Origin of the sequence: Streptomyces sp. NPDC089424 (assembly GCF_044749345.1) — a bacterium.
GTDB lineage: Bacteria > Actinomycetota > Actinomycetes > Streptomycetales > Streptomycetaceae > Streptomyces.
Window position 1 is genome coordinate 1,020,002 of sequence record NZ_JBIVHU010000002.1, and the last position, 22,518, is coordinate 1,042,519.

A 22,518-nucleotide genomic window follows, 5' to 3' on the forward strand; every position below is an offset into this window, starting at 1 on the left:
CCCTGGGCCGATCTGCCGCGGGCAGAGAGGACCACCACGGGCGGGGCCGCGGGCCGAGAGTGGGGATAGGCACCATCCGCTTCCACTCCCACGACCCGAGGAGCGCGCATGTCTCCACGTACCGCCCCGCCCCTGCCCCGCGCCGAGGAGGACGGGACGCAGCCCACCCGGTTCGACGACCAACTGGCCGCCCAGCTCCTGGGCCGGCGGATCGTACTGCTGGGCACCCAGGTCGACGAGGTCTCGGCCAACCGGGTCTGCACCCAGTTGCTCATCCTGTCGGCCGAGGACCCGCGCACCGACATCAGCCTGTTCGTCAACAGCCCCGGCGGCTCGGTGCACGCCGGACTCGCCATCTACGACACCATGCGGATGATCCCCAACGACGTCTCGACGCTGGCGATGGGGTTCGCCGCCAGCATGGGGCAGTTCCTGCTCAGCGTCGGCACGCCGGGCAAGCGGTTCGCGCTCCCGAACGCGCGCATCATGATGCACCAGCCGTCGGCGGGGATCGGCGGCACCACCGCCGACATCGAGATCCAGGCGGACAACCTGGAGTACACCAAGCGGACCATCGAACGGATCACCGCCGAGCACACCGGGCAGAGCCCCGAGACCATCTCGCGCGACGGCGACCGGGACCGCTGGTTCACGGCCGAGCAGGCACGGGAGTACGGCCTCGTGGACCGGGTCGTGGAGTCGTTCGCCGACATCCGCCCGGCGGACGCACGGCGACGGACGGGGCTGTAGTCATGGGGACGTACACGATTCCGAACGTGGTCGAGCGCACCCCGCAGGGCGAGCGGTCCTACGACGTGTTCAGCCGGCTGCTGTCGGAGCGGATCATCTTCCTCGGCACCGAGATCGACGACGGCGTCGCCAACGTCGTCATCGCGCAGCTGCTGCACCTGGAGTCGGCGGCGCCGGAGAACGAGATCGCGCTCTACATCAACTCCCCCGGCGGCTCGTTCACCTCGCTGATGGCGATCTACGACACCATGACGTTCGTGCAGGCGCCGATCTCCACGTTCTGCGTCGGGCAGGCGGCCTCCACGGCGGCCGTGCTGCTGGCCGGCGGGGACCCGGGGCGGCGGTTCGTGCTGGAGCACGCGCGCGTGCTGCTCGGGCAGCCGGCCAGCGGCGGGCAGCAGGGCACGGTGTCCGATCTCGCCCTGCGGGCCAAGGAGATGGTGCGCATCCGCTCGCAGGTCGAGGAGGTGCTGGCCCGGCACACCCACCACGACCTCGCGACCCTGCGCGCCGACATGGACCGCGACAAGGTGTTCACCGCGCCGGAGGCGGTGGCGTACGGGCTGGCCGACGAGGTGCTGAGCCGGCGCCTCGTGCGGGTCTGAGGCGCCGGGGCGGTATCAGGCGGCCAGGCAGAGGCTGTTGCGGGGCGCGGTGGAGGTGGCACGGCCGCGGCTGGGCGTGTGCCGGGTGAGGTCGCTGTGCACCCGCACCAGCAGGTCGCCCAGGCCGAGCCCGAGGGCGCGGGCCGCGGCCGCGAGCACCTCCGAGGAGGCCTCCTTGCGGCCGCGCTCCACCTCCGACAGATAGGGCATCGAGATCCGGGCGGCGTCGGCGACGTCCTTCAACGTCCGCTCCTGGGCGAGGCGCTCGCGCCGCAGCACGTCACCGACGAGGTCGCGCCAGAGCGGCTCCTTGCCCGTCGGTTGCGGGCGCAGCGGGATGACGTGGGCCTCGTCCTGTGTCGTCTGCCTCTTGGGCGCTTGGTTGCTCACCATCTCAGCCTAGGTACAGGGCCCGTGAGGGGAAGCCCACGGCGTTCCGCTCTCCGTGGAATCGGACGAAACGGTACGGATCGGGAACACGGGGCCCGGCGGGCGGAGTTGGCACGGTTCGGGTCACGCGAATCGGGGGGCATGCAAACGGAAAGCCCGGGTACACGCACGAATACGTCGTCGGGTTCCGGATACCCACCGGAGCATGACAACGGGTACCACCGAGGACAACAGAAGCCGAAGCGGCAGACGTCGCACCATGACTTTCGTGGGAGAGGTAATGGACACCGCCGTGACCGGGTCGCAGGCACGGGCCGTCGAGGACAGCTCCGTGGCCAGGACGGGTGAGGGGTCAACGCCGGAAGTCGTGGACCCCCGCACCGTGGCTCCACGCGACGCGCGGGAGCTGTCCCGCCAGTTCTTCGCGCGCCTGATCGAGCTCGAGGAGGGCACGCACGAGTACCAGTACGCGCGCAACACCCTCATCGAGATGAACATGTCGTTGGTGCGGTTCGCCGCCGGGCGGTTCCGCAACCGCGGCGACGACATGGAGGACATCGTCCAGACGGGGATGATCGGCCTGATCAAGGCCATCGACCGGTTCGAGCTCTCCCGCGAGGTCGAGTTCACCTCGTTCGCGCTGCCGTACATCGTCGGTGAGATCAAGCGGTTCTTCCGCGACACCACCTGGGCCGTGCACGTGCCCCGCCGCCTCCAGGAGCTCCGCGTCGAGCTGGCCAAGGCCCGCGAGGAGCTGGCCAGCCGCCTGGACCGGGACCCCACGGTGGCGGAGCTCGCCACGCTGATGAACCTCTCGGAGAACGAGGTCATCGAGGCCCAGATCGCCGCCAACGGCTACAACTCGGCCTCCCTGGACGCCGCCCTCACCGGCGACGGCCCGGAGAACGGCGAGTCGGTCCTCGCCGACTTCATCGGTGTCGAGGAGCACGGCCTGCGACTCGTCGAGGACTTCCAGTCGCTCGCGCCGCTCATGGCCGAACTCGAAGAACGTGACCGGCAGATCCTGCACATGCGGTTCGTCGAGGAGGCCACGCAGGCCGAGATCGGCGAGCGGCTCGGCTGCTCCCAGATGCATGTGTCGCGCCTGCTCAAGCGGATCATCGTGCGGCTGCGCCAGGGCATGCTCGGCGAGCTGGGCTGCGCGTGACGCGGTAGCCCCCCGCGGTGGAGCCGCCCTCGACCCGCGACGGGAAACGGACCACCCGGAGGTGAGTCCCTGGCCACGCGTCAGGGACTCACCGCGTGTCGGCCAGGGGCACCAGCGCGCGTACCCGCTTGCCCACCGGAACCCGTTCGACGGTCACCTCGGCCGCCAGCGCGTGCACGATCTCCAGACCGTGCCGGCCGACGCGGGCCGGGTCGCGCGGGAACCGCCTGGGCAGGGCGGCACTGCTGTCGTACACGGACACCGCCAGGGCGCTGTCCGTACCCTCCAGCTCCAGGATGTACGGCCCGTTGCTGTGCCGGTCCGCGTTGGTGACCAGTTCGCTCACCACGAGGAGCACCGCTCCCTCGACGCGGTCGTCGATCTCGGCGCACCATTCGGTCCTGAGCCGGCCGAGGAACTGGGCGGCCAGGGACCGCGCCTCGGCGATGCATCCCGGCTCGCCCGTGTAGTGCGCCGCCCGCCGTAGTGGCTCCACGGGCACGTCGAAACCAGTCGGTACGACGGCCCCGTCCCCGTGCTCGATCATGCGTGTCTCTCTCCGAAGCCGGCCATGCCGGACGCTGCTGCACCAGTCCTCGTACCCCGAGCCGGGCGCCGCAGTCCATAGTGCCGGAGACGTCACACCGCCGGAGCGTTTGCGGGCGATTTGGGGCGCGTGTACGCCGAGGACGAACGCTCCCCTGCCTCTGTGGCCGAAGAATACGGGCACAATTCCGGCGCTCCAGGGCGATTCTCCCGCGAACGCGGACGGACCTCCCGGCGCGCGCCCGGCGCACGCGCTGTCTAGCGTGACGGTGTGAGCGCCCGAACCACCTCCGATCAGGCACGGGCCCGTCCTGGCTGGGTGCCGGCCGTGGCCGTGGTGCTGGCCGGGCTGGTCGCCATGGGGCTCACCGCCTCGCTGGGGCTGTGGGCGGCGGGAGCGGCGGATCTGCCGGACGGGGCGTTTCCCCGGGTGGTCGCGGCGACCCTCGTCACCTCGGTGGGGGGCGTCGTCGAGTTCTCGGGAGACGCCGGGGGCCTCGCCGAGACGACGGCGGGGCTGACCGTGATCCCCCTGTCCGTGACGCTGGCCGGCGCCCTGGTGATCGCCGCCGGCTTCCTGCGGCCGCTACGAAACCGGGCACCGGCGGGTGACCGGGAGCTGGGCTCCTGGGCGGCGAAGGTCGCGCTGCTGTGGCTGCTCGCCCTGCTCGGTCTCGCCCTCGGGGCCCGGCAGACCTTCCGGATCTCCCTCGGCGAGGGCGCGATCGCCGACATCGGTGATCTGTTCGGCCTCACTCCGCAGGTCGGCTTCGCGACGGACGTACCGCTGTCCCTGTTCTTCGGCCTGCTGTGGCTCGCGGGTGTGCTGGTCCTGGCGCTGCTGGTCTCCCGCGGCACCCCGCTGTCGGGCCGGCTGCTGCGGCTGCGGGAGCCGGCGCGTCCGGTCGCGTACGCGATGGTCGCCCTGCTCCTCGTCCACGTCCTGCTGGGCCTGGTCGTCGGCCTGGTCACCGCGGGGACGCGCGGACACCCCGCCGAGACCTTCGCGACGCTGCTGCTGGGGCTGCCGAATCTCGCGTGGCTCGGGCTCACCCTGGGTCTGGGTGCCACCTGGGACGGTCGCGTGGAGGGACCGTTCAGCCTGCCGATGCCGCACGTGCTCGACCAGGTGCTGCGCTCCGAGGACGTCCGGGCCCTGAACGTCGGCACCCTGTCCGAGCACGACGGGCGGGTGTGGTGGCTGGTGGTCGCGGCGGCGGTGCTGGTGCTCGCGGCGGCGTTCTTGGCGGCGGCTCGCTCACCCGCCGGGGTGCCGCTCTGGCAGCACGCCGTGCGGATGGCCGTCGCGCTGGCGCTCACCGTGCTCATGATCTGCCTGGTCGGGCGCGTCTCCGCGTCCTACGGCCTGTCCGTCCTCGGCATCGGCGACCTCGGCGGCGACCTCGCCGGAGAGGTGTTCCTGCGACCACGCGTCTGGGGCGCGCTGGGGCTCGCCGTCCTGTGGGGGCTGGTGACAGGCGCCCTCGGCGCACTGCTGGCCGGAGCGGCACGACGCCGGGGTCCGACGCCCTAGCCAGATCGATCAGCCATTTTGCCAGCTTTATGCGTAATGGTCGTATTATCGATGAATGTGTTTGCCCGGGGCCTAGGAGCTCGGCGGCCGTACGCAGGTATCTCCGCAGCGCTGGAGAAGCGAGATATGACGATCAATCCCTCGCAGGGAGACGAGAACCAGCCGGCCGGGGTGGTGCACAACACGTTCGCACTGGTGCGGGCCCTCAGCCAGGCATCCCGTCCGGTCGGTGTCACCGGTCTCGCGTCGGTGGTGGGCATTCCGAAGACGACAGCGCACAGGCTTCTGGAGCAGATGGCCCAGGAAGGCATCGTCGCCCGTCGCGATCACAAGTGGGCGCTGGAACCAGGCTTCACGCATCAGATGCGATCAGGCCACCGGCTCACGGGCCTGTCGGTCGTCGCACGTCCGCGACTGCACGCCATCGCGCGGGCAACGGGAGCGAGCCTGTTCCTCCACGTCGTCTCCCACGATTTCCTGGAGACCGCGTGTTGCTCGTACGGTTCCCAGATCACCGACTTCATGCCGGCCGCAGCACAACGCCTCGCCTCGGTCCATCCGGCTTCCGCGATCTGGCTCGCACTCGACGCCGGGCAACTCGCCGCCGAGTACCAGCAGGTGTACCACCAGTGCAACTGCATCGCGGCACCCGTGCTTCTCCCGTCCGGCGGCACCGCTGTCCTCGCTCTCGCCCGCCCGAAGAACGTCGAGGTCGAGTCGCTGAAGCGCCCACTGGACAGGACGGTGTCCCTGATCCTCTCCGACCTGCGACGTCTGGAGGGCTAGCCGAGCCGTTCCGCTGACCGGAACAACGGTTGAGCCGCAAAGTCCTGCGGGTTTCTCTGGGGTGAACGAACGCTCTTCACCCTGTCGTTCGGGCTTCTGAGGAGCCGCTCCCACGGCAGGCATGTGAACTCACCCAGGAGTGACGTCATGACACCTCACCACCCCACGCTGCTGGAGCCGCACACGTCGCCGTCCCTGCATACGGCACCCCATGTCATCGTCCGAGGTGAAGGGGTGAGGGTGTGGGACAGCGAGGGACGCTCGTACCTCGACGGCACCTCCGGAATGCTGTGCACCAATCTCGGTTACAGCCAGCCCCGGTTGGTACAGGCCGCCGCGCGGCAGATGGCCAAGCTCCCCTTCTTCGCGTCCTACGCGCACCGCACCAACGACGTCACTCTGGCCCTCGCCGACGATCTCGCCCGGCTGTCGCCGATACCCATGGGACGCACCTTCTTCGCCAATTCCGGTTCGGAGGCGACCGATTCCGCCATCAAGCTGGCCTGGTACTACCACGGATGCCTGGGCCGTCGGCGCCGCACCAAGATCCTCTCGCAGGAACGGGGCTACCACGGGACCACGGTGGCCGCCGGTTCGGCCACCGGGCTCGACCACGTCCACAAGGGTTTCGGCCTCCCCCTGCCCTCGTTCCTGAAGGTCGCCTGCCCCGACCCGAACGGCCCCCAGGCCGAGGGACTGACGGAGGAGCAGTTCGTCGAGCGGCTCGTGAGCGGCCTCGAGCAGCTCATCGAAGCCGAAGGAGCGAGCACGATAGCCGCGTTCATCGCAGAGCCGATCCTCGGCGCGGGTGGGGTGGTCATCCCGCCTCCGAGCTACTACCCCCGCGTGCAGGAGGTGCTCGCTCGACACGACATCCTCTTCGTCGTCGACGAGGTCGTGACCGCGTTCGGCCGCACGGGAGCAATGTTCGCCACCACGGAATTCGGCCTGAGCCCTGACCTGATCACCCTCGCCAAGGGCCTCTCCTCCGCATACGCGCCCATCTCCGCGGTCATGGTGGGACGGCGGGTCGCGGACACCATCGCCAAAGGCTCGGCGACCATCGGCGCCTTCGGTCACGGCTTCACCTACTCGGGGCATCCGCTGGCCTCGGCGGTTGCCCGTGAAGCCCTCGCCGTCCTCGTGGACGAAGACCTCCCCGGCCATGTGCGCGACACCGCGCCCCTGCTCCTGAAGGGCCTCGAGAGGCTCCGCGGCGACGCGGTGAGTGACGTCAGGGGATACGGGTTCCTGGCGGCGGTCACGTTCGCCCCTGACGCCGTCGGCCGGCCGGCCGACGGCTGGGCACCGGCCGTCATGGCCAGGGCGGCCGACAACGGCCTCCTCGTACGTGCCTCCGGCGACAGCATCGTCTTCGCACCCCCTCTGGTCAGCACCGCCGCAGAGATCCAGCTGATGCTCGACCTCTTCGAGAAGTCGTACCGATCGGTACTCATGGAGACGCGCTTCGCACCTCGATGAGGCGTCCCAGGCCGCCTCCCGTCCACGGCGGCGTCACCACACCCCCATTCGTCACCCGCATCCCCGATGAGGCGCCATGTCCGATTACTGCATCACCGAACTGCGGCCCGACGCGCAGCCTGAGCCCGGTGAATTCGTCCGCTCCGCGATGCGCTGGCACTTCTCTCCCGACACCGGATCGCCCTTCTGGCTGCGGCGGGCCACCGAGCTGCCTTTCGACCCGCTGACGGACGTGCGGGAGTTCGAGGATCTCGCGCTGTTTCCGCAGCTTGTCGACGAACTGCGCGACGTCCGGGTCGAGGATCTGATGCCGCGGGGACTGGGCCCGAACGTCGCCGGGGTCTACGAGAGCGGCGGAACGACGGGCGCCCCGAAGCGGGTGCTCTTCCACCACGGATGGTTCGAATACGCCCTTGAACGGCTCGCCGAGGCCGTGGAAGCGTGGCGCTTTCCGCGGAACGGGAACTGGCTGCTCGTCGTGCCCACCGGCCCGCACGTGGTCGGGGAGTTCTTCCGGCGGCTGGCCTTCCGACACGGCGGAATCCCCCTCTGCGTCGACATGGATCCGCGCTGGGTGAAAAAGCTCATCGTCCGTGGCGCCGCCGCGGAGACCACGGCCTATCTCGACCACCTCGTGGAACAGGCCGTTCACGTGCTGGAGACACAGAACGTCGAAGTGCTGGTGACCACCCCACGCGTGCTGGAGCGGCTGGTGCTCGACGACGCGGTGCTGAAGCTCGTGCGGCGCAAGATAAGGAGTGTCCTGTGGACCGGGGCGCACATGGACGCCGACACCCGGGACCTGCTGCGCACCTATGTGCTGCCCGAAACCGCGCTGATGGGCGCCTACGGCAGCACCATGGTTCTTGGCGCCTCCCCCGAGCGGGCCGGCCTGCCCGACAACGCGCCGTGCATCTTCGACCCCCCGTCGCCGTACACCTCGTTCCTGGTGGTGGATCCCGCAACCGGCCGGCCGGTCCTCCACGGCGAGCGCGGGCAGGTGGTGACGCACCATGTCAGCCCTTACATGCTGCTGCCCAACAACCTGGAACGGGACACCGCGGTCAGGGTCGAAGGACTCCGCGGGCAGATCGGGGACTCGGTCGCGGACGTCGCACCGCTGGCGGCCTTCGGCGGCGAGATCGTGGTCGAGGGGGTGTACTGATGAACGAGCTCATCCCCCTCGACGCACTCGGCGCCGACGGCCTGTACCGCACGCGTACCCGGCAGAGGGTCCACGACGTGACCGGCGGTGAGGTCGCCGAACTCACCCTGGTGCCCCGGCTCTTCGTGGCCCGCACGATGTCCGCTCTGCGAAGGGCACGCTCCCTCCCCGCGGACGAACGGATCGCCGCGCTGGCCCGTACCGCCACGACGTTCACCACTGCCGGCATCAACGGGCACAGCCTCGCCCAGTACCAGGACATCGTGAGCAGGGTCTCCGGCATGGGCATCTCGGCAGTGCGCTCCAGCACCGAGATGATCGCCGAGGCGGCCCGGCTGGCCCGTCACTCCGTTCTGCAGGGGCGGCCGGTCGGCGCTGCCGGCGACCTGTCCGATCCGGCACGCCGCGACCCGACCGCGGCGTGGACCCGCCGCGGCGACGTCTTCGCCGTGCACGCCGCGGGCAACCACCCCGCCACTCACGCCCTGTGGCTGGAGGCGTTGGCGCTTGGCTACCGGGTGGCACTGCGCCCTTCCGGGCGCGAGCCGTTCACTCCCCACCGGCTGGTCGGTGCGCTGCGCGCGTCGGGGTTCGGGGACGACCAGGTGGTCCTGCTGCCCACCGACCACGAGACGGCCGACGAGATCCTGCGAGAGGCGGACCTGGGCATGGTCTACGGCGGCCAGGACGTGGTCGACAAGTACCGGAACGACACTCACGTCCTGCCCCAGGGGCCGGGACGCTCGAAAATCCTGATCACCGCCGACGTCGACTGGCACGAGCACCTGGACACGATCGTCGACTCGGTGGTCGGTCAGGGTGGGACGGCGTGCACCAACGCCACCGCGGTCCTGATCGAGGGGGACCCGGCCCCACTGGCGCGGGCCCTGTCCGAGCGGCTCGCGGCCATCCCCAGCCTGTCGCCCCAGGACGACAGGGCGCTGCTCCCGGTGCGACCGGTCCGGTCCGCGCGCGCGGTGGAGGAACTCCTGCTGAGCAAGGCGGCCGGAACCCGGCCGTGGCTCGGCGGCGACGGTGTCGTCGACGAACTCCCGTCGGGCGGTGCGGTGCTGCGCCCGGCCGTGCACCAGGTGGACCGACCCGACGCCGAGCAGGTCGGCGTCGAACTGCCCTTCCCGTGCGTGTGGGTGGCGCCCTGGTCGTACGAGGCAGGCACGTCGCCGCTGCGGAACACCTTGGTGCTGAACGTGGCCACCCGGGACGAGCGGCTGATCGGGGACCTGGTGTCGGAGCCGACGGTGGCCAACGTGTACCTGGGCCGGCGGCCCACCCATTGGTATGCCCCCGGCGTGCCGCACGACGGTTACCTGTCCGACTTCCTCATGCGCACCAAGGCTGTCGTACGGGAAGCCCGCGACCAGGAGCGGGCGCCGCACCGGGCCGGGCCCGCCGACGGGTCGTCGCAGGGCCGAAGTCGCCGCTCGATCACGACGCACGCAGCCGAGTGACCCCCGATCCCATGTCCGCTTTTGACTACATCGTCGTCGGTGGTGGCACAGCGGGATGCGTGCTGGCTGCGCGCCTGTCGGAGGACCCCGGTGTGAACGTGCTGCTGCTGGAGGCCGGCCCGCTCGACCCGGTGCCCGACATGGCGGATCCCGGACGCTGGTGGCACCTCGTCGGGTCGGCCGTCGACTGGGACTACGCGACGGTGCCGCAGCCCGGTCTCGGCGGTGGGGTGCTCAAAGTGCCCCAGGGAAAGGTGCTGGGGGGATCCAGCAGCATCAACGGGGTGATGTTCATCCGCGGTGACCGGTTCAGCTTCGACGCGTGGGAAGCCGCCGGTGCCACCGGGTGGACGTACGACTCCCTGTTGCCGTATTTCAAGCGCAGTGAGCACGCCCCCGGGCGCGACCCGGACCAACGGGGCGTGGGCGGCCCCGTGCTGGTCGCGCCGCCGACGGCCACGGCTCCGCTGTGGGAGGCCTGCTTCAACGCGGCTGTAGAGGCCGGACATCGGTTCAACGAGGACTGCAACTCCGGTAACGGGGAGGGAGTGTCATTTCATGACAACAACATCCGTGACGGACGCCGGCTGAGCGCGGCGGACGCGTATCTGACTCCCGCGGCCGCCCGCACCAACCTGACCGTGCGGGGCGGCGCCCACGTCCAGCGACTGCTTCTCGAGGGTGCTGCATGCCGCGGCGTCCTCTACCGGGTGGGCCGCAAGGTGGTGCGCGCCATCGCCGACCGAGAAGTGATCCTCACTGCCGGAGCGATCCCGTCACCGGCACTGCTGCTGCGCTCCGGCATCGGGCCCGCCGATCACCTGCGGTCGGTGGGAATCGACGTCGTGGTGGATTTGCCCGGCGTGGGCGAGAATTTCCACGACCACGTGAAGTCCCAGGTCGCGTACACGGCGCGAACTCCCGTGTCCGTGGGCGACTTGGCGCGCAAGCCGCATGTGCTGCTGCGGAGCGCGCTGTCATCTCACCCTGATGTGCATCTGCTGTTCACGGACTTCCCGGTCAGGCCTCGGTGGCAGCCGCTGGCCTCCAGCGGGTACTCCGTGGTCTTCGGCCTCATGACGCCGGCCAGTCGGGGATACGTGCGGCTGGCCGGCGGGGACCCGGACCGCCCGCCGCTCGTTCACCCGAACTTCCTGGACGATCCGGGCGACCTCGAGCACATGATGCGAGGACTGGAGGCCGCGCGCGAGGTCGGGTCCGCCGCCGCCCTGGCAGGATTGCGTGATCGCGAGGTGTACCCCGGCCCTGACGCCGTCACCGACACGGAATACCGGAACTACATCAGGCACACGGCGACGAGCTACACGCACCTGGTCGGCACGTGCCGGATCGGTGCGGACGCCATGGCAGTCGTCGACCCGGCGCTGCGGGTACGCGGCGTCGAGCACGTGCGTGTCGCCGATGCCTCGGTGATGCCCTCAGTCCCTTCGGCGAATACGAATCCGGCGGTCCTCGCGATCGCCGAGCGCGCTGCCGACCTCGTCAAGGGCGGGCCGTGAGGGGCCATGCTCCAGGTCGACACGTCACGAAAGCAAGCGGCAGTACAGGGCGTCCGGGGTCCGTGCCGAGCCCAGGCGGCCCGTGTAGGCGATCCCGGCCGCGTACTCGTCGTCCGCGCACTGCCCCTTGTAGCGGCCGGCGGCGAAGTCACCGCCCTTGGGTGCCGGTCCCCGGTTGTCGCCGCGGTCGAACCGGACGGTGCGGCCGGCCGTGCCGGGCTCGCCCGCCGGGGCCGGCACGCACGGGGCGGCGGAGACGGCGGAGCCGCGGACGCTGTAGCCGGTGAGCAGGGAGCCCTCGGGGCACTGGAGCTTGGTGTAGCCGGACGCCCAGTCCTGGCCGGGGCGGACGTGCCGTTCGTCGACGACCACCTCGTGGGCGCCCGGCCGCCGGGTGAGACCGGCGTCGGTGCACAGGCCCCGGTCGCCGGTGCGGGCGAGGCCGATCAGGCGCCGACCGGCTGCGCGCACGGTCACCCTCCCGACCGTGTTGTCATGGCAACGTCACCATGGGGGACGGCGCGTCGACGGTCCAGGCCCGCAGGGCCGCGAGCCCCCGATGGCACGTGTCAGGCGACGGGAACGACGAGGGCCGGGATCGTGCGCTGCATCCGCAGGGCGTCGACGGACTCGGCGAGCAGCTCGTACTCCGTGGTGTCGTCACAGGTGGCGATCCTGACCAGCCGCCCGGCCGCCAACTGGTCGGCGATCAGCTCCTGCTGGCCCGCGTCCGCGCACCAGGCGCGCAGCACCGACGGCACGTCGGCCGTGCCGGAGCCGACCGGGATCAGCGCGTTCGGCGGATACGGCGCGTCACCGGGCTGAGGGTCGAGCCGCTCGGCGATCCAGTTGGCGCGATCGCGCAGCCACCACAGCGCGAGTGCCAGAGTGGGTGCCCGGTAGGTGCCGAGCGGTACGCCGATTCGCCGGCCGCCGCAGGTGCCGTACGCCGTTACATGGCACAGGAATTCGTCGTGCACGCTCGCCTCCCCCGTCGCGTTGCCTGCCAGCGGTGATGCCCCGCTTTCGGTGCGGCTCCTGTGCGGTGAAAACAGTCCCTGTACCTTCGAGTATCTTCACTATTGAATCACTGTCACCATGCCTTTCCGGCCACTCTCCTGGCATATTCACCGCCCGTATTGGCCGGAACGCGACGGGTGAGGAGCGCAGGCCGGACGGTACGGATCTTGGCCGGTAGCGGAGCGAGAGCCTCCGCGATGAGTTCTTCCTGTTTACGGGGTCTGATGAGTGAAGCATTTGGCGATCACGGCCGACGGAGGCAGTCATGGGAACGACCGGAAACGTCGACGCGGAATTCACCGCCGTCCTGCACAAGAGTCCGAGCAAAGGCGGATGGACGTATCTCGTCTGGCCCGAATCCGTCGCTTTCTTCGGCACCCGGGGGCTCGTCAAGATCCGCGGCACCATCGACGGCCACCCTTTCCAGAGCTCTTTCATGGCGCTGGGCGACGGCACCCACAAGCTGCCCGTCAAGGCCGAGGTGCGCCGGGCGATCGGCAAGGAGGCGGGCGACACCGTCACCGTGCGTCTTCGGGAGCGGCTCGGCGCGTAGGCCGCGTGCGCCGGTCCCGGCACGAAGACACCCGTGCCCCGGAGGCGGTGGCTCACCTCCGGGGCACGGGTGGGGAATGCGGCGGGTCAGGCCAGGGCGAGTGCGTCGATACGGGACAGCTCGTCCGCGTCGAAGTCCAGGTTGCCGATCGCGGCGACGCTGTCCTCCAGCTGCTGCGGGCTGCTCGCGCCGACCAGGGCCGAGGTCACCCGGCCACCGCGCAGCACCCAGGCGAGCGCCATCTGCGCCAGCGTCTGGCCGCGCGACTTGGCGATGTCGTTGAGACCGCGCAGCCGGTTCACCAGTTCCTCGGTCAGCGCGTCGGACTTCAGGAAGGGGCTGTCGCCCGCGGCCCGCGAGTCCTCCCGGATGCCGTCCAGGTAGCGGCCGGTGAGCAGGCCCTGGTCCAGCGGCGAGTAGGCGATGGAGCCGACCTCCAGCTCGTCCAGGGCGTCCAGCAGGCCCTCCTCCGGAAGCCGGGAGAGCATCGAGTAGCGGGGCTGGTGGATCAGCAGCGGGGTGCCCAGCTCGCCCAGGATGCGGGCGGCCTCGCGGGTCTGCTCGGGCGAGTAGTTGGAGACGCCGACGTAGAGCGCCTTGCCCTGCTGGACCGCCGAGTGCAGGGCGCCCATCGTCTCCTCCAGCGGAGTCTCCGGGTCCGGGCGGTGCGAGTAGAAGATGTCGACGTATTCCAGGCCCATCCGGCTCAGACTCTGGTCCAGCGAGGACAGCATGTACTTGCGCGAGCCCCACTCGCCGTAAGGACCGGGCCACATCAGGTAGCCCGCCTTGGTGGAGATCACCAGCTCGTCGCGGTACGGCGCGAGGTCCGCCTTGAGCGCCTCGCCGAACGCCGACTCGGCGGCGCCGGGCGGCGGGCCGTAGTTGTTGGCCAGGTCGAAGTGGGTGATGCCGAGGTCGAAGGCGCGGCGCAGGATCGCGCGCTGGGTCTGGACCGGCCGGTCGGGGCCGAAGTTGTGCCACAGGCCGAGCGACAGTGCGGGAAGCTTGAGGCCGCTGCGGCCGGTGCGCCGGTAGGGCATGTCCGCGTAGCGGTCGGGGTGTGCCGTGTACAACGCGACTCCAGAGGGGTGGGCACGGATGGTTCGGTGGGATCCCACTCTGCCGTGACCTGCGGACAGTGGTCCAACAGAAGAATCCGATGGAATTGAGCGACTAGGCTTCTCAGTCATGGAACTGCGTCATCTCCAGCACTTCGTCGCCGTCGCCGAGGACCAGCACTTCACCCGGGCGGCGGAACGGCTCATGGTGTCCCAGTCGGGACTGTCGGCCTCGATCCGGGCGCTGGAGCGCGAGTTGCAGACCCCGCTGTTCGTGCGGACCACCCGGCGGGTGACGCTCACCCCGGCCGGGCGGGCGCTGCTGGGCGAGGCGGAGCGGATCCTGGCCCAGGTGCGCTCGGCCCACGAGGCGGTGGCCGCGGTGCAGGGCGTGCTGCGCGGCATGCTCGCGCTCGGCACCGAGCAGTGCATCGCCGGGGTGAACGTGGCGCGGCTGCTCGCGGCGTTCCGGCACCGCCACCCGGATGTGGAGATCTGCCTGCGGCAGGCCGGCTCCGGAGCGCTGCTGGAGGAGGTCGCCGCGGGACGCCTGGACCTGGCCTTCGCGGTGCGCACCGAGGACGACACCGAGCAGTTGCGCTCGGTGGCGCTGACCAGTGAGCCGATGACCGTCCTGTGCCATCCCACGCACCGCCTCGCCGCCGGCGCCGCCGTCACGCCCCAGGACCTGGGCGGCGAGGTGTTCGTGGACTTCCATCCCGACTGGGGGCCGCGTCGCGCCACCGACGCCGTCTTCGCGAGGGCGGGGGTCCGGCGGACCGTGGACCTGGAGGTCAACGACGTGCACAGCCTGCTCGACCTGCTGGACGAGAACCTCGGCATCGCGGTCGTACCGCACCACTTCCGCCACAAGCGCGCCTCACTCGCCGCCCTGCCCCTCAAGGGCACCGGCGAGGCTGCGTACGAGACGGTGGCCCTGCTGCCGGCGCCCGAGGCGACGAGTCCGGCCGCCAGGGCCCTCATGTCCCTCCTCGACGGTCAGCCCGGCACCTGAACCACCCGGCGCCGAAGGCACCTCGGGGGCCGGGGGCTCACACGGCCCGGGCACCATGCATGTGCCGGCCGGCGGGAGGGGCATCGCCATCGGCCACCGCCCGCCGGTACGAGGTCGCGCGGCCGGGCGAGCGCCGGAGCGACGGGGGGGCCGCCGTCACCCCGCCCTGCGGCCGGACCGGTGCGCCCGCCGTCGTGGGGAGCGCGGTGATGGGCCATGGTGGAACGTATGCATGCCAAGGACATCCTCAGCGACGGGTACCACCGCATCCAGGAAGAGGTCCACGCCGCCGTCGACGGCCTCACGGCCGGCGACCTCAACGCCCTCCCCGGGCCCGGCGCGAACTCCGTCACCTGGCTGATCTGGCACCTCAGCCGCGTCCAGGACGACCACATCGCCGACGCCGCGGGGCTCGACCAGGTCTGGCTCGCCCAGGACTGGGACAAGCGCTTCGCGCTCGGGCTGCCCCGCCACGACACGGGGTACGGGCACGGCGCCGCGCAGGTCGCCAAGGTACGGGTCGACTCCCCCGGCCTGCTGACCGGCTACTACGACGCCGTGCACGCACAGACCTTGGGCTTCCTGCGCGGGCTGACCGCCAAGGACCTCGAACGCGTCGTCGACGAGCGCTGGGACCCCCCGGTCAGCCTCGGCACCCGGCTGGTGAGCGTCCTGTCCGACGACCTCCAGCACGTCGGACAGGCCGCCTACGTGAGAGGGCTGATTCAGGCCTCGTAGCCCGGCAGGATCACGTCGCGCAGGAGGGCGTTGCGCTCGTCGAAGGGTATGAAGGCGCTCTTGACGGCGTTCACGGTGACGGTGCGCAGGTCCTCGACGGTCCAGCCCGCCTCCTCGACCAGCAGGGACATCTCCCGGGTCATGGTCGTGCCGGAGACCAGACGGTTGTCGGTGTTGAGCGTGACGCGGAAGCCGAGGTCCTTGAGCTCCGTGATGGGGTGCTCGGCGATCGAGGTGGCGGCGCCGGTCTGGAGGTTGGAGGTCGGGCACATCTCCAGCGCGATCCGGCGGTCGCGGACCCATCCGGCGAGGCGGCCGAGCTTGCCGTCCACGATGTCGTCGGTGATCCGCACCCCGTGGCCGATGCGCTGCGCGCCGCACGTCTGGAGCGCCTGGTGGATGCTGGGCAGTCCGTGCGCCTCACCGGCGTGGACGGTGAACGGCACGTTCTCCTGGCGCAGGTGCTCGAAGGCGGCCAGGTGGTCGGCGGGCGGGAAGCCGTCCTCGGCGCCGGCGATGTCGAACCCGACGACGCCCGCGTCCCGGAAGGCGACCGCGAGGTCGGCGATCTCCCGGCTCCGGTCGAACATCCGCATCCCGCACAGCAGGGTCCCCACCCGGACCGGCGTGCCGGCGGCGGCCGCCTTGGCCATGCCGGCCGCGAGGCCCTCCTGCACGGTCTCGACGACCTCGGGCAGGGTCAGCCCGCCGTCGACCATGAGCTCCGGCGCGTAGCGGACCTCGCCGTACACGACGCCGTCCGCCGCGAGGTCGAGGACGTACTCCTCCGCGGTGCGCAGCAGGCCCTCGCGGGTCTGCATGACCGCGAGGGTGTGCTCGAAGGTGGCGATGTAGCGGACCAGGTCGCCGGAGTTGGCGGCGTCGTAGTACCAGGCGGCGAGCGCGTCGGGGTCGGTGGTGGGCAGGGTGTGCCCGACCGTCGCCGCCAGTTCAACAACGGTGGCGGGGCGCAGGCCGCCGTCGAGGTGGTCGTGCAGGACGGCCTTGGGGAGGCGACGGAGGGTCTCGGTGTCTACGCGCGTAGCGTTCATGGTGCGCCTTTCCTCGGGCGGAGCGTGCGAAGCGAGGGGATCGTGCGGGGCGGTGCGGTCCTGGGCGGTGCCGGTCAGCCGGCGGGCTGGAGCAGGTCCCACCGGTTGCCGTACAGGTCCTGGAAGACGGCGACCGTGCCGTAGGGCTCGTGCCGCGGCTCCTCCAGGAAGGTCACTCCCGCGGCGAGCGCCCGGGCGTGGTCACGGGCGAAGTCGTCGGTGTGCAGGAAGAAGCCGACCCGGCCTCCGGTCTGGTCGCCCACCCGGGCCTGCTGCGCCTCACCCTTGGCGCGGGCGAGCAGCAAAGCGGTACCGGCGCCGTCCGTCCCCGGCTCCACCACTACCCAGCGGGAGCCGTCGGGGCGGGGCGCGTCCTCCGCGAGCCGGAAGCCGAGGGCCTCGGTGTAGAAGCGGATGGCCTCGTCGTAGTCGTCGACGACGAGGGTGACCAGGGCGATACGTGCCATCGGGACCTTCCGGGAGGGCTGGTTGACGGGAGAGGTTATACGTAAAACCTCGGCGGCGCCAGTCGCTGTCGAAGGGCCTGCCGAGGGGCCGCGCTCACAGTCCTCGGGCCAGCAGGAGGGTGACGTCGTCGGCCGGGGTCGGGGAGGGCAGCGTGCCGATCACCGCCGTGCAGAGCTCCTCCAGCGACGAGGCGCCCAGGGACAGCACTCGGGCCACCCGCTCCAGGCCCACGTCGATGTCCTGATGACGCTCCTCGACGAGCCCGTCGCTGAACAGGGCGATCACGGTGCCCGCGGGGAGCTCGATCTCGGCGGCCGGGAAGGGCAGCATGCCGACGCCCAGCGGAGGGCCGTGGGGCAGGTCGGGGTAGTGCACGACGCCGTCCGGGTGGGCGACGGCGGGCGGCGGATGTCCGGCGAGGGCCAGCGTGCAGAGCGAGGTGGCCGGGTCGTAGACCGCGTAGACGCAGGTGGCGCCCATCGACGGGACACCGGCCCCGGCCGCGACCTCGTCCTCGGTCAGCCGGATGAACGTCCGGTCCAGCCGGGTCAGCAACTCGTCCGGCGGCAGATCGAGGTCGGCGAGCGTGCGGATGGACGTGCGCAGCCGGCCCATGGTCGCCGCGGCGTCGATGCCGTGCCCGACCACGTCGCCCACCACGAGCGCCAGGCGTCCGCGCGGGAGGCCGATGACGTCGTACCAGTCGCCGCCGACGCTGTCCCCTGGCGTCGCGGGCAGGTAGCGGGCGGCCACCTCCATGGCGGTTCCGCCGTCCAGGCGGCGCGGCAGCAGACTGCGCTGGAGCGCGAGGGCGAGCGTCCGCTCGCGGGTGTAGCGGCGGGCGTTGTCCAGGCTCAGCGCGGCCCGGGACACCAGTTCCTCGGCCAGCAGTTGATCGGTCTCGTCGAAGGGCGTCGGGTTGTCCGTCCGCACGAACACCGCCACGCCCAGGATCGCGCCCCGGGCCTGGACCGGGACGATCAGCAGCGAGTGCATGTGGAACTCACGGATCTTCGCCGCCCGGTCCGGATCCCGGTCCAGCCAGGTGCCCTCGGAGGTGTCGATCGTGGGGTGCAGCACGGGGCGGCCGGAGGACAGTGCCTCCATGAACGGCGACGTCTCGGGGACGTAGACCACCTCGCCCTCCGACCAGAGGGCCTCGGGGGCGCCCGGGTGGATGGAGGCCCTACCCGCTCGCCGGAACTTGGGAAGGCTCCCCTGCGAGGGACCGAACCGGTCCAGCGGCTCCTCGCCGAGCCGTACCGCCTCCGTCAGGTCGACGGTCACGTAGTCGGCGAGCAACGGCACGGTGAAGTCGGCCAGCTCCTGGGCCGTGCGCATGACGTCGAGCGTGGTCCCGATGCGGGCGCCCGCCTCGCTGACCATGGCCAGGCGGTTCCCCGCCCACCGCCGGTCCTTGATGACCAGCATCACCATGCACACACCCAGCGTGCGGCCCTCGGCGTCGTCGAGGCGCACGAAGGACGCCGAGAACGCGCGGTCGCGCGGCCGTCCCTCGGCGGCCGGCGGCCGGTACTCACGACCGGTGGCGCACGCGCCGGTCTCCAGCACCTGGACGACCACGGCTTCCAGCTCGGTGGCGTCGCCGCTCAGGGCCTCACGTGGCCGGCGCCCCAGCCGCTGGTCGCGGGGGATTCCGTCGATGCCCTCCAGCGCGTCGTTGGCCCAGACGCACCGCAGGTCGCCGTCCCAGACGGCGATCCCGACGGCCGAGTGGGTCAGCAGGGCGCGCAGCGCCTCGGCCGCCTCGCCGCCCACGTCCTCGACCAGGGCGCCCACGGCGTCCGCGCCGTCGGGGTCGCCCGCGCCCGTCACGCCGTTCGGGTCCGGTGCTCCCATAGGTGTACGACCTTCGGCCGGGACGCGACCGGGGCGGCTGCCGCCGTGTGGCCGCGGATGCCCGGCGCGACGCTCACAGCAGGTCCTCGATCGTGATCGGCAGTGTGCGGACCCGGCGCCCGGTGGCGTGGTGCACGGCGTTGGCGATCGCGGCCGCCACGCCGACCTGACCGATCTCGCCGACTCCCTTGACCCCCAGTGGATTGACGATGTCGTCCTCGATCTCGACGAGCTCGACGTCGACGTCGGGGGTGTCCGCGTTGACCGGGACGAGGTACTCGCCGAGGCTCGCGCTGACCCAGCGGCCGGTGTCGGGCTGCATGTGGTTGGCCTCCAGGAGGGCCTGGCCGAGCCCCCAGAGCATGCCGCCCATCAACTGGCTGCGCGCCGTCTTCGCGTTGAGCACCCGGCCAGGCGCGAAGGCACCGGTCATGCGCCGCACCCGGACGAGGCCGAGCTCCGCGTCGACGGCGACCTCGGCGAACTGGGCGCCGAAGGTCATCATCCCGTAGGGGATGTCGTGGGGCGGGTTCCACTGCCCCACCGCCTCGGCGTCCGGCCGGAAGTTGCGTCGCAGCAGATCGCCGTACGACTCGGACGCCGTGCCGGCGGTCATGATCCCGTCCCGGACGACGACGTCGACCGGGTCGGCGCCGTGCAGCGGTGAGCCGGGGTCGCCGACGGCGTTCATGATCAGCTGCCCGCGCAGGGCGGTCGCTGCGCTGTGCACGGCCGCGCTGATCATGCCCGCGCCCGACGAGCCCACCGCGGCCGCGATGTTGGGCAGGTCGGTGTCGCCGAACTCGAACCGGCAGCGGTCCACGCTCATCCCGAGGCCCTCCGCGGCGACCTGGGTCATGACGGTGGCGACGCCCGTGCCGAACTCGGGGGTGGCGGCCTGCACGACCGCCGTGCCGTCGGCGTAGACGCGTGCCCTGGCGCGCTGCGGGTTGGCGAGCGGGGCGACCGGGTAGACCGCGGTGGCCATGCCGGTACCGATCAGCCAGTTCCCGTCCCGGCGCACACCCGGCCGGGGGTCGCGGTCGGCCCAGCCGAAACGCCGGGCCCCACGGTCGTAGCACTCCCTGAGGCCGCCGCTGGACCAGGGCAGGCCCGACATGGCGTCGACGTCGGTGTGGTTGCGCAGCCGCAGCTCGACGGGATCCAGGCCCAGCTCGTGGGCGAGCTCGTCCATCGCGCACTCCAGCGCGTACATACCGCTCGCCTCGCCGGGCGCCCGCATGAAGGTGGGGGTCATGGTGTTGGCGCGGAACAGCCGGTACTCGCCCTCGAACGCGGGACAGGCGTAGATCTGCGAGGAGGTGCCGACGGAGGGTTCGGCCCAGTCGTCGAAGTGGGAGGTGGGCGACAGCTTGTGGTGCCGGATCCCGGTCAGCCTGCCCTCGCGCGTCGCGCCGAGGGTGATGTGCTGCTCCTGTTCCTCGCGGTGCCCGACGGAGGTGAACATCTGCTCCCGGGTGAGGGCGAGTTTGACGGGCCGGCCGATCTCACGTGCCGCCATCGCGGCGAGCGCCGAGTGGGCGTGGATCATCGCCTTGCACCCGAAGCTGCCGCCGACGTAGTGGCTGATGACCCGGATCTTCGCCATCGGCACGCCCAGCAGCCGGGACACCGTCATCTGCGTGGCGTTGACCCCTTGCGTGGAGTCGTAGAGGAGAAGCTCGTCGCCGTCCCACTGGGCCGTGGTGCAGGAGGGTTCGATCGGGTTGTGGTTGTTCGCGGCGTAGGTGTACGTGCCGTCGACGCGGACGTCGGCGTCCTGGAGGGCGGCCGACACGTCCCCGCGTTCGATACGGCCCGGTATCCAGCCGCCGAAGATCCGCTCGGGTACGTAGGACTGGTCGCGGCCCTGGTCGAGGGTGGTGACCGGCGGGGTCTCCTCGTAGGTGACACGCAGCAGCCGCGCCCCGTGCTGGGCCCGTTCCCAGGTGTCGGCGAGGACGAGCGCGATCTGCTGGCCCGCGTAGTGCACGGTGTCGTCCTGCATCGGGAAGAAGGTCTGGCCGGGGGCGGCCGTGCCGGCGAGCGAGGGGACGAGGGGCGGCTGCTCGGCGACCTTGGGCAGTGTCCGGTGGGTGAGCACCGCGAGGACGCCTTCCTCGGCGAGCGCGGCGCTCGTGTCGATCTCGGTGACCCGCCCGGCGGCGATGCGGGAGCCGACGACGCACGCGTAGGCCATGTCCGGGAGGGGGATCTCGGTGGAGTAGCGCGCGGAGCCGCTGACCTTGGCGAAGCCGTCGACCCGGTCGAGCGGCTGTCCGAGGGCGGACGGGACGGTGGCGGTCATGAGGGGCTCCCGGTCCCGGGGCGGGCCGCGGGCCCGTCTCCCGTTCCGTCGCTGAGCGTGTCGAGGGCGCGGACGATCGCGCGCTGGGCGAGTTCGACCTTGAAGGCGTTCAGCGCGGTGGGCCGGGCGCCGTCCATCTCGACACGGCCGGCCAGGGCGAAGTTGTCGCGGTTCAGGGCCGCGCCGATCAGGAAGTCCTCGGCGCGCCGGGCCCGCCAGGGCTTGGTGGCCACCCCGCCGAGGGCCATGCGTACGTCGGCGACGGTGCCGTCCACGACGGACAGGGCGGCCGCGACCGAGACGAGCGCGAACTCGTAGGACTCGCGGTCCCGGACCTTCAGATAGAGGGAGTGCCGTGCCAGGGGCGCCGGCGGCACCTCGATGGAGGTGATCAACTCCCCGTGTTCCATGGGGTGTTCGCGGTGCGGGGAGTCACCGGGCAGGAGGAAGAAGTCGTCGATCTCGTAGGTCCGCTCACCGTTGGGACCCAGGGTGTGCACCCGTGCGTCCAGGGCGACCAGCGCCACGGCCACGTCCGAGGGATGGGTGGCGATGCAGTGTTCGCTGGTACCGAGCACCGCGTGGCCACGGCTGAAGCCCTCGATCGCCGAGCAGCCCGTCCCCGGGTCGCGCTTGTTGCACGCGGACTCGGCGTCGCGGAAGTACGAACAGCGCACGCGTTGCAGCAGGTTGCCCCCCATGGACGCCATGTTGCGCAGTTGCGCGGACGCCCCGAGCTCCAGGGCCTGCGCGATCAGCGGGAAGCGTTCGCGTACCACGGGGTCGGCCGCGACCTCGCTCATGCGGGCCAGTGCGCCGATACGCAGACCGCCTTCCGGGGTGCCTTCGACGGCGGCCAGTGGCAGTTCGTTGATGTCGACGAGCCGTCGGGGGTTCAGCACGTTCTGGCGGAGCAGGTCGACCTCGGTGGTGCCCCCGGCGAGGAAGTCGCTCGTGGGGTCCGCGGTGACGGCGGCGACGGCGGTCGCCGTGTCGGTCGCGCGGAGGTAGGTGATGGGCCGCACGAG

General features: G+C 71.2%; 21 protein-coding genes and 1 pseudogene. 12 read left to right on the plus strand and 10 right to left on the minus strand.

All coding sequences use genetic code 11. The annotated features are described in order from the left end of the window. The first annotated feature begins 108 nt into the window (after nucleotides 1-108). Together ACIP2X_RS12170 and ACIP2X_RS12175 are read left to right on the plus strand one after the other, a co-directional pair. Nucleotides 109-750: an ATP-dependent Clp protease proteolytic subunit gene (locus tag ACIP2X_RS12170; protein ID WP_401670954.1), complete on the plus strand. Its 642-nt coding sequence runs from the start codon at nucleotides 109-111 to the stop codon at nucleotides 748-750. Nucleotides 751-752: 2 nt separating this feature from the next. Continuing rightward, nucleotides 753-1,355 (plus strand): ClpP family protease, encoded by a 603-nt coding sequence (locus ACIP2X_RS12175; protein WP_401670956.1) that lies wholly within the window; start codon nucleotides 753-755, stop codon nucleotides 1,353-1,355. Nucleotides 1,356-1,370: 15 nt separating this feature from the next. Here the strand turns inward: ACIP2X_RS12175 and ACIP2X_RS12180 are convergent, their stop codons facing one another. Beyond that, on the minus strand, nucleotides 1,371-1,745 hold the full coding sequence (locus ACIP2X_RS12180) for a helix-turn-helix domain-containing protein (RefSeq protein WP_401672315.1): 375 nt from the start codon (nucleotides 1,743-1,745) through the stop codon (nucleotides 1,371-1,373). Between the two features lie 280 nt (nucleotides 1,746-2,025). Here ACIP2X_RS12180 and ACIP2X_RS12185 point away from each other — a divergent pair, with 280 nt between their 5' ends. Further along, nucleotides 2,026-2,913 (plus strand): RNA polymerase sigma factor SigF, encoded by an 888-nt coding sequence (locus tag ACIP2X_RS12185; protein WP_401672317.1) that lies wholly within the window; start codon nucleotides 2,026-2,028, stop codon nucleotides 2,911-2,913. An 88-nt stretch (nucleotides 2,914-3,001) separates the two neighbouring features. On the opposite strand, the gene ACIP2X_RS12190 is transcribed toward ACIP2X_RS12185, so the two are convergent. Next, a complete protein-coding gene (locus ACIP2X_RS12190; protein WP_401670959.1) occupies nucleotides 3,002-3,460 on the minus strand; it encodes an ATP-binding protein in 459 nt (152 codons plus the stop codon). A 270-nt stretch (nucleotides 3,461-3,730) separates the two neighbouring features. Between ACIP2X_RS12190 and ACIP2X_RS12195 the strand changes: the two genes are divergently transcribed. The 6 genes from ACIP2X_RS12195 (at nucleotide 3,731) to ACIP2X_RS12220 (ending at nucleotide 11,415) form a co-directional block, all read left to right on the plus strand. Further along, nucleotides 3,731-4,993 carry a streptophobe family protein gene (locus ACIP2X_RS12195; RefSeq protein WP_401670962.1) on the plus strand — a complete coding sequence of 421 codons (1,263 nt, stop codon included), beginning with the start codon at nucleotides 3,731-3,733 and terminating at the stop codon, nucleotides 4,991-4,993. Nucleotides 4,994-5,119: 126 nt separating this feature from the next. After that, a complete protein-coding gene (locus ACIP2X_RS12200) occupies nucleotides 5,120-5,779 on the plus strand; it encodes a helix-turn-helix domain-containing protein (RefSeq protein ID WP_401670964.1) in 660 nt (219 codons plus the stop codon). A gap of 147 nt (nucleotides 5,780-5,926) precedes the next feature. Beyond that, entirely contained in the window at nucleotides 5,927-7,261 is a 1,335-nt protein-coding gene (locus ACIP2X_RS12205) for an aminotransferase class III-fold pyridoxal phosphate-dependent enzyme (protein WP_401670967.1), read from the plus strand. A gap of 76 nt (nucleotides 7,262-7,337) precedes the next feature. Further along, nucleotides 7,338-8,426 carry an AMP-binding protein gene (locus tag ACIP2X_RS12210; RefSeq protein ID WP_401670969.1) on the plus strand — a complete coding sequence of 363 codons (1,089 nt, stop codon included), beginning with the start codon at nucleotides 7,338-7,340 and terminating at the stop codon, nucleotides 8,424-8,426. Beyond that, nucleotides 8,426-9,895, plus strand: a complete 1,470-nt coding sequence (locus ACIP2X_RS12215; protein ID WP_401670971.1) for an aldehyde dehydrogenase family protein — start codon at nucleotides 8,426-8,428, stop codon at nucleotides 9,893-9,895. Before ACIP2X_RS12210 ends, ACIP2X_RS12215 begins: the two co-directional genes overlap by 1 nt. Nucleotides 9,896-9,906: 11 nt before the next feature. After that, a complete protein-coding gene (locus tag ACIP2X_RS12220) occupies nucleotides 9,907-11,415 on the plus strand; it encodes a GMC family oxidoreductase (RefSeq protein ID WP_401670975.1) in 1,509 nt (502 codons plus the stop codon). Nucleotides 11,416-11,439: 24 nt separating this feature from the next. Here ACIP2X_RS12220 and ACIP2X_RS12225 read toward each other — a convergent pair. Together ACIP2X_RS12225 and ACIP2X_RS12230 are read right to left on the minus strand one after the other, a co-directional pair. After that, a pseudogene (locus ACIP2X_RS12225) lies at nucleotides 11,440-11,877 on the minus strand (glycoside hydrolase); the annotation flags it as partial. A 107-nt stretch (nucleotides 11,878-11,984) separates the two neighbouring features. Further along, the gene (locus ACIP2X_RS12230) at nucleotides 11,985-12,395 is read right to left on the minus strand and encodes a hypothetical protein (protein ID WP_401670977.1); all 411 of its coding nucleotides are present in this window, start codon (nucleotides 12,393-12,395) and stop codon (nucleotides 11,985-11,987) included. Nucleotides 12,396-12,700: 305 nt separating this feature from the next. Between ACIP2X_RS12230 and ACIP2X_RS12235 the strand changes: the two genes are divergently transcribed. Further along, nucleotides 12,701-12,988: a DUF1905 domain-containing protein gene (locus ACIP2X_RS12235; RefSeq protein WP_401670979.1), complete on the plus strand. Its 288-nt coding sequence runs from the start codon at nucleotides 12,701-12,703 to the stop codon at nucleotides 12,986-12,988. An 86-nt stretch (nucleotides 12,989-13,074) separates the two neighbouring features. Here ACIP2X_RS12235 and mgrA read toward each other — a convergent pair whose 3' ends face one another. Next, nucleotides 13,075-14,064 (minus strand): L-glyceraldehyde 3-phosphate reductase, encoded by a 990-nt coding sequence (gene mgrA, locus ACIP2X_RS12240; RefSeq protein ID WP_401670981.1) that lies wholly within the window; start codon nucleotides 14,062-14,064, stop codon nucleotides 13,075-13,077. Between the two features lie 115 nt (nucleotides 14,065-14,179). Here mgrA and ACIP2X_RS12245 point away from each other — a divergent pair, with 115 nt between their 5' ends. Then, nucleotides 14,180-15,064, plus strand: coding sequence for a LysR family transcriptional regulator (locus ACIP2X_RS12245; protein WP_401670984.1), 885 nt, complete (start codon nucleotides 14,180-14,182; stop codon nucleotides 15,062-15,064). Nucleotides 15,065-15,292: 228 nt separating this feature from the next. Further along, nucleotides 15,293-15,802 (plus strand): DinB family protein, encoded by a 510-nt coding sequence (locus ACIP2X_RS12250; RefSeq protein WP_401670986.1) that lies wholly within the window; start codon nucleotides 15,293-15,295, stop codon nucleotides 15,800-15,802. Here the strand turns inward: ACIP2X_RS12250 and ACIP2X_RS12255 are convergent. The 5 genes from ACIP2X_RS12255 to ACIP2X_RS12275 all read right to left on the minus strand — a co-directional run bounded on the left by ACIP2X_RS12255 (nucleotide 15,790) and on the right by ACIP2X_RS12275 (nucleotide 22,515). Then, entirely contained in the window at nucleotides 15,790-16,854 is a 1,065-nt protein-coding gene (locus ACIP2X_RS12255) for an adenosine deaminase (protein ID WP_401670988.1), read from the minus strand. The two genes, ACIP2X_RS12250 and ACIP2X_RS12255, sit on opposite strands and share 13 nt — an antisense overlap. Nucleotides 16,855-16,928: 74 nt before the next feature. Then, nucleotides 16,929-17,321 (minus strand): VOC family protein, encoded by a 393-nt coding sequence (locus ACIP2X_RS12260; RefSeq protein ID WP_401670990.1) that lies wholly within the window; start codon nucleotides 17,319-17,321, stop codon nucleotides 16,929-16,931. A 94-nt stretch (nucleotides 17,322-17,415) separates the two neighbouring features. Beyond that, on the minus strand, nucleotides 17,416-19,182 hold the full coding sequence (locus tag ACIP2X_RS12265; RefSeq protein ID WP_401670993.1) for a SpoIIE family protein phosphatase: 1,767 nt from the start codon (nucleotides 19,180-19,182) through the stop codon (nucleotides 17,416-17,418). Between the two features lie 73 nt (nucleotides 19,183-19,255). After that, a complete protein-coding gene (locus ACIP2X_RS12270; RefSeq protein WP_401670995.1) occupies nucleotides 19,256-21,490 on the minus strand; it encodes a xanthine dehydrogenase family protein molybdopterin-binding subunit in 2,235 nt (744 codons plus the stop codon). Beyond that, nucleotides 21,487-22,515 (minus strand): FAD binding domain-containing protein, encoded by a 1,029-nt coding sequence (locus tag ACIP2X_RS12275; protein ID WP_401670997.1) that lies wholly within the window; start codon nucleotides 22,513-22,515, stop codon nucleotides 21,487-21,489. Before ACIP2X_RS12275 ends, ACIP2X_RS12270 begins: the two co-directional genes overlap by 4 nt. Nucleotides 22,516-22,518: the final 3 nt, after the last annotated feature.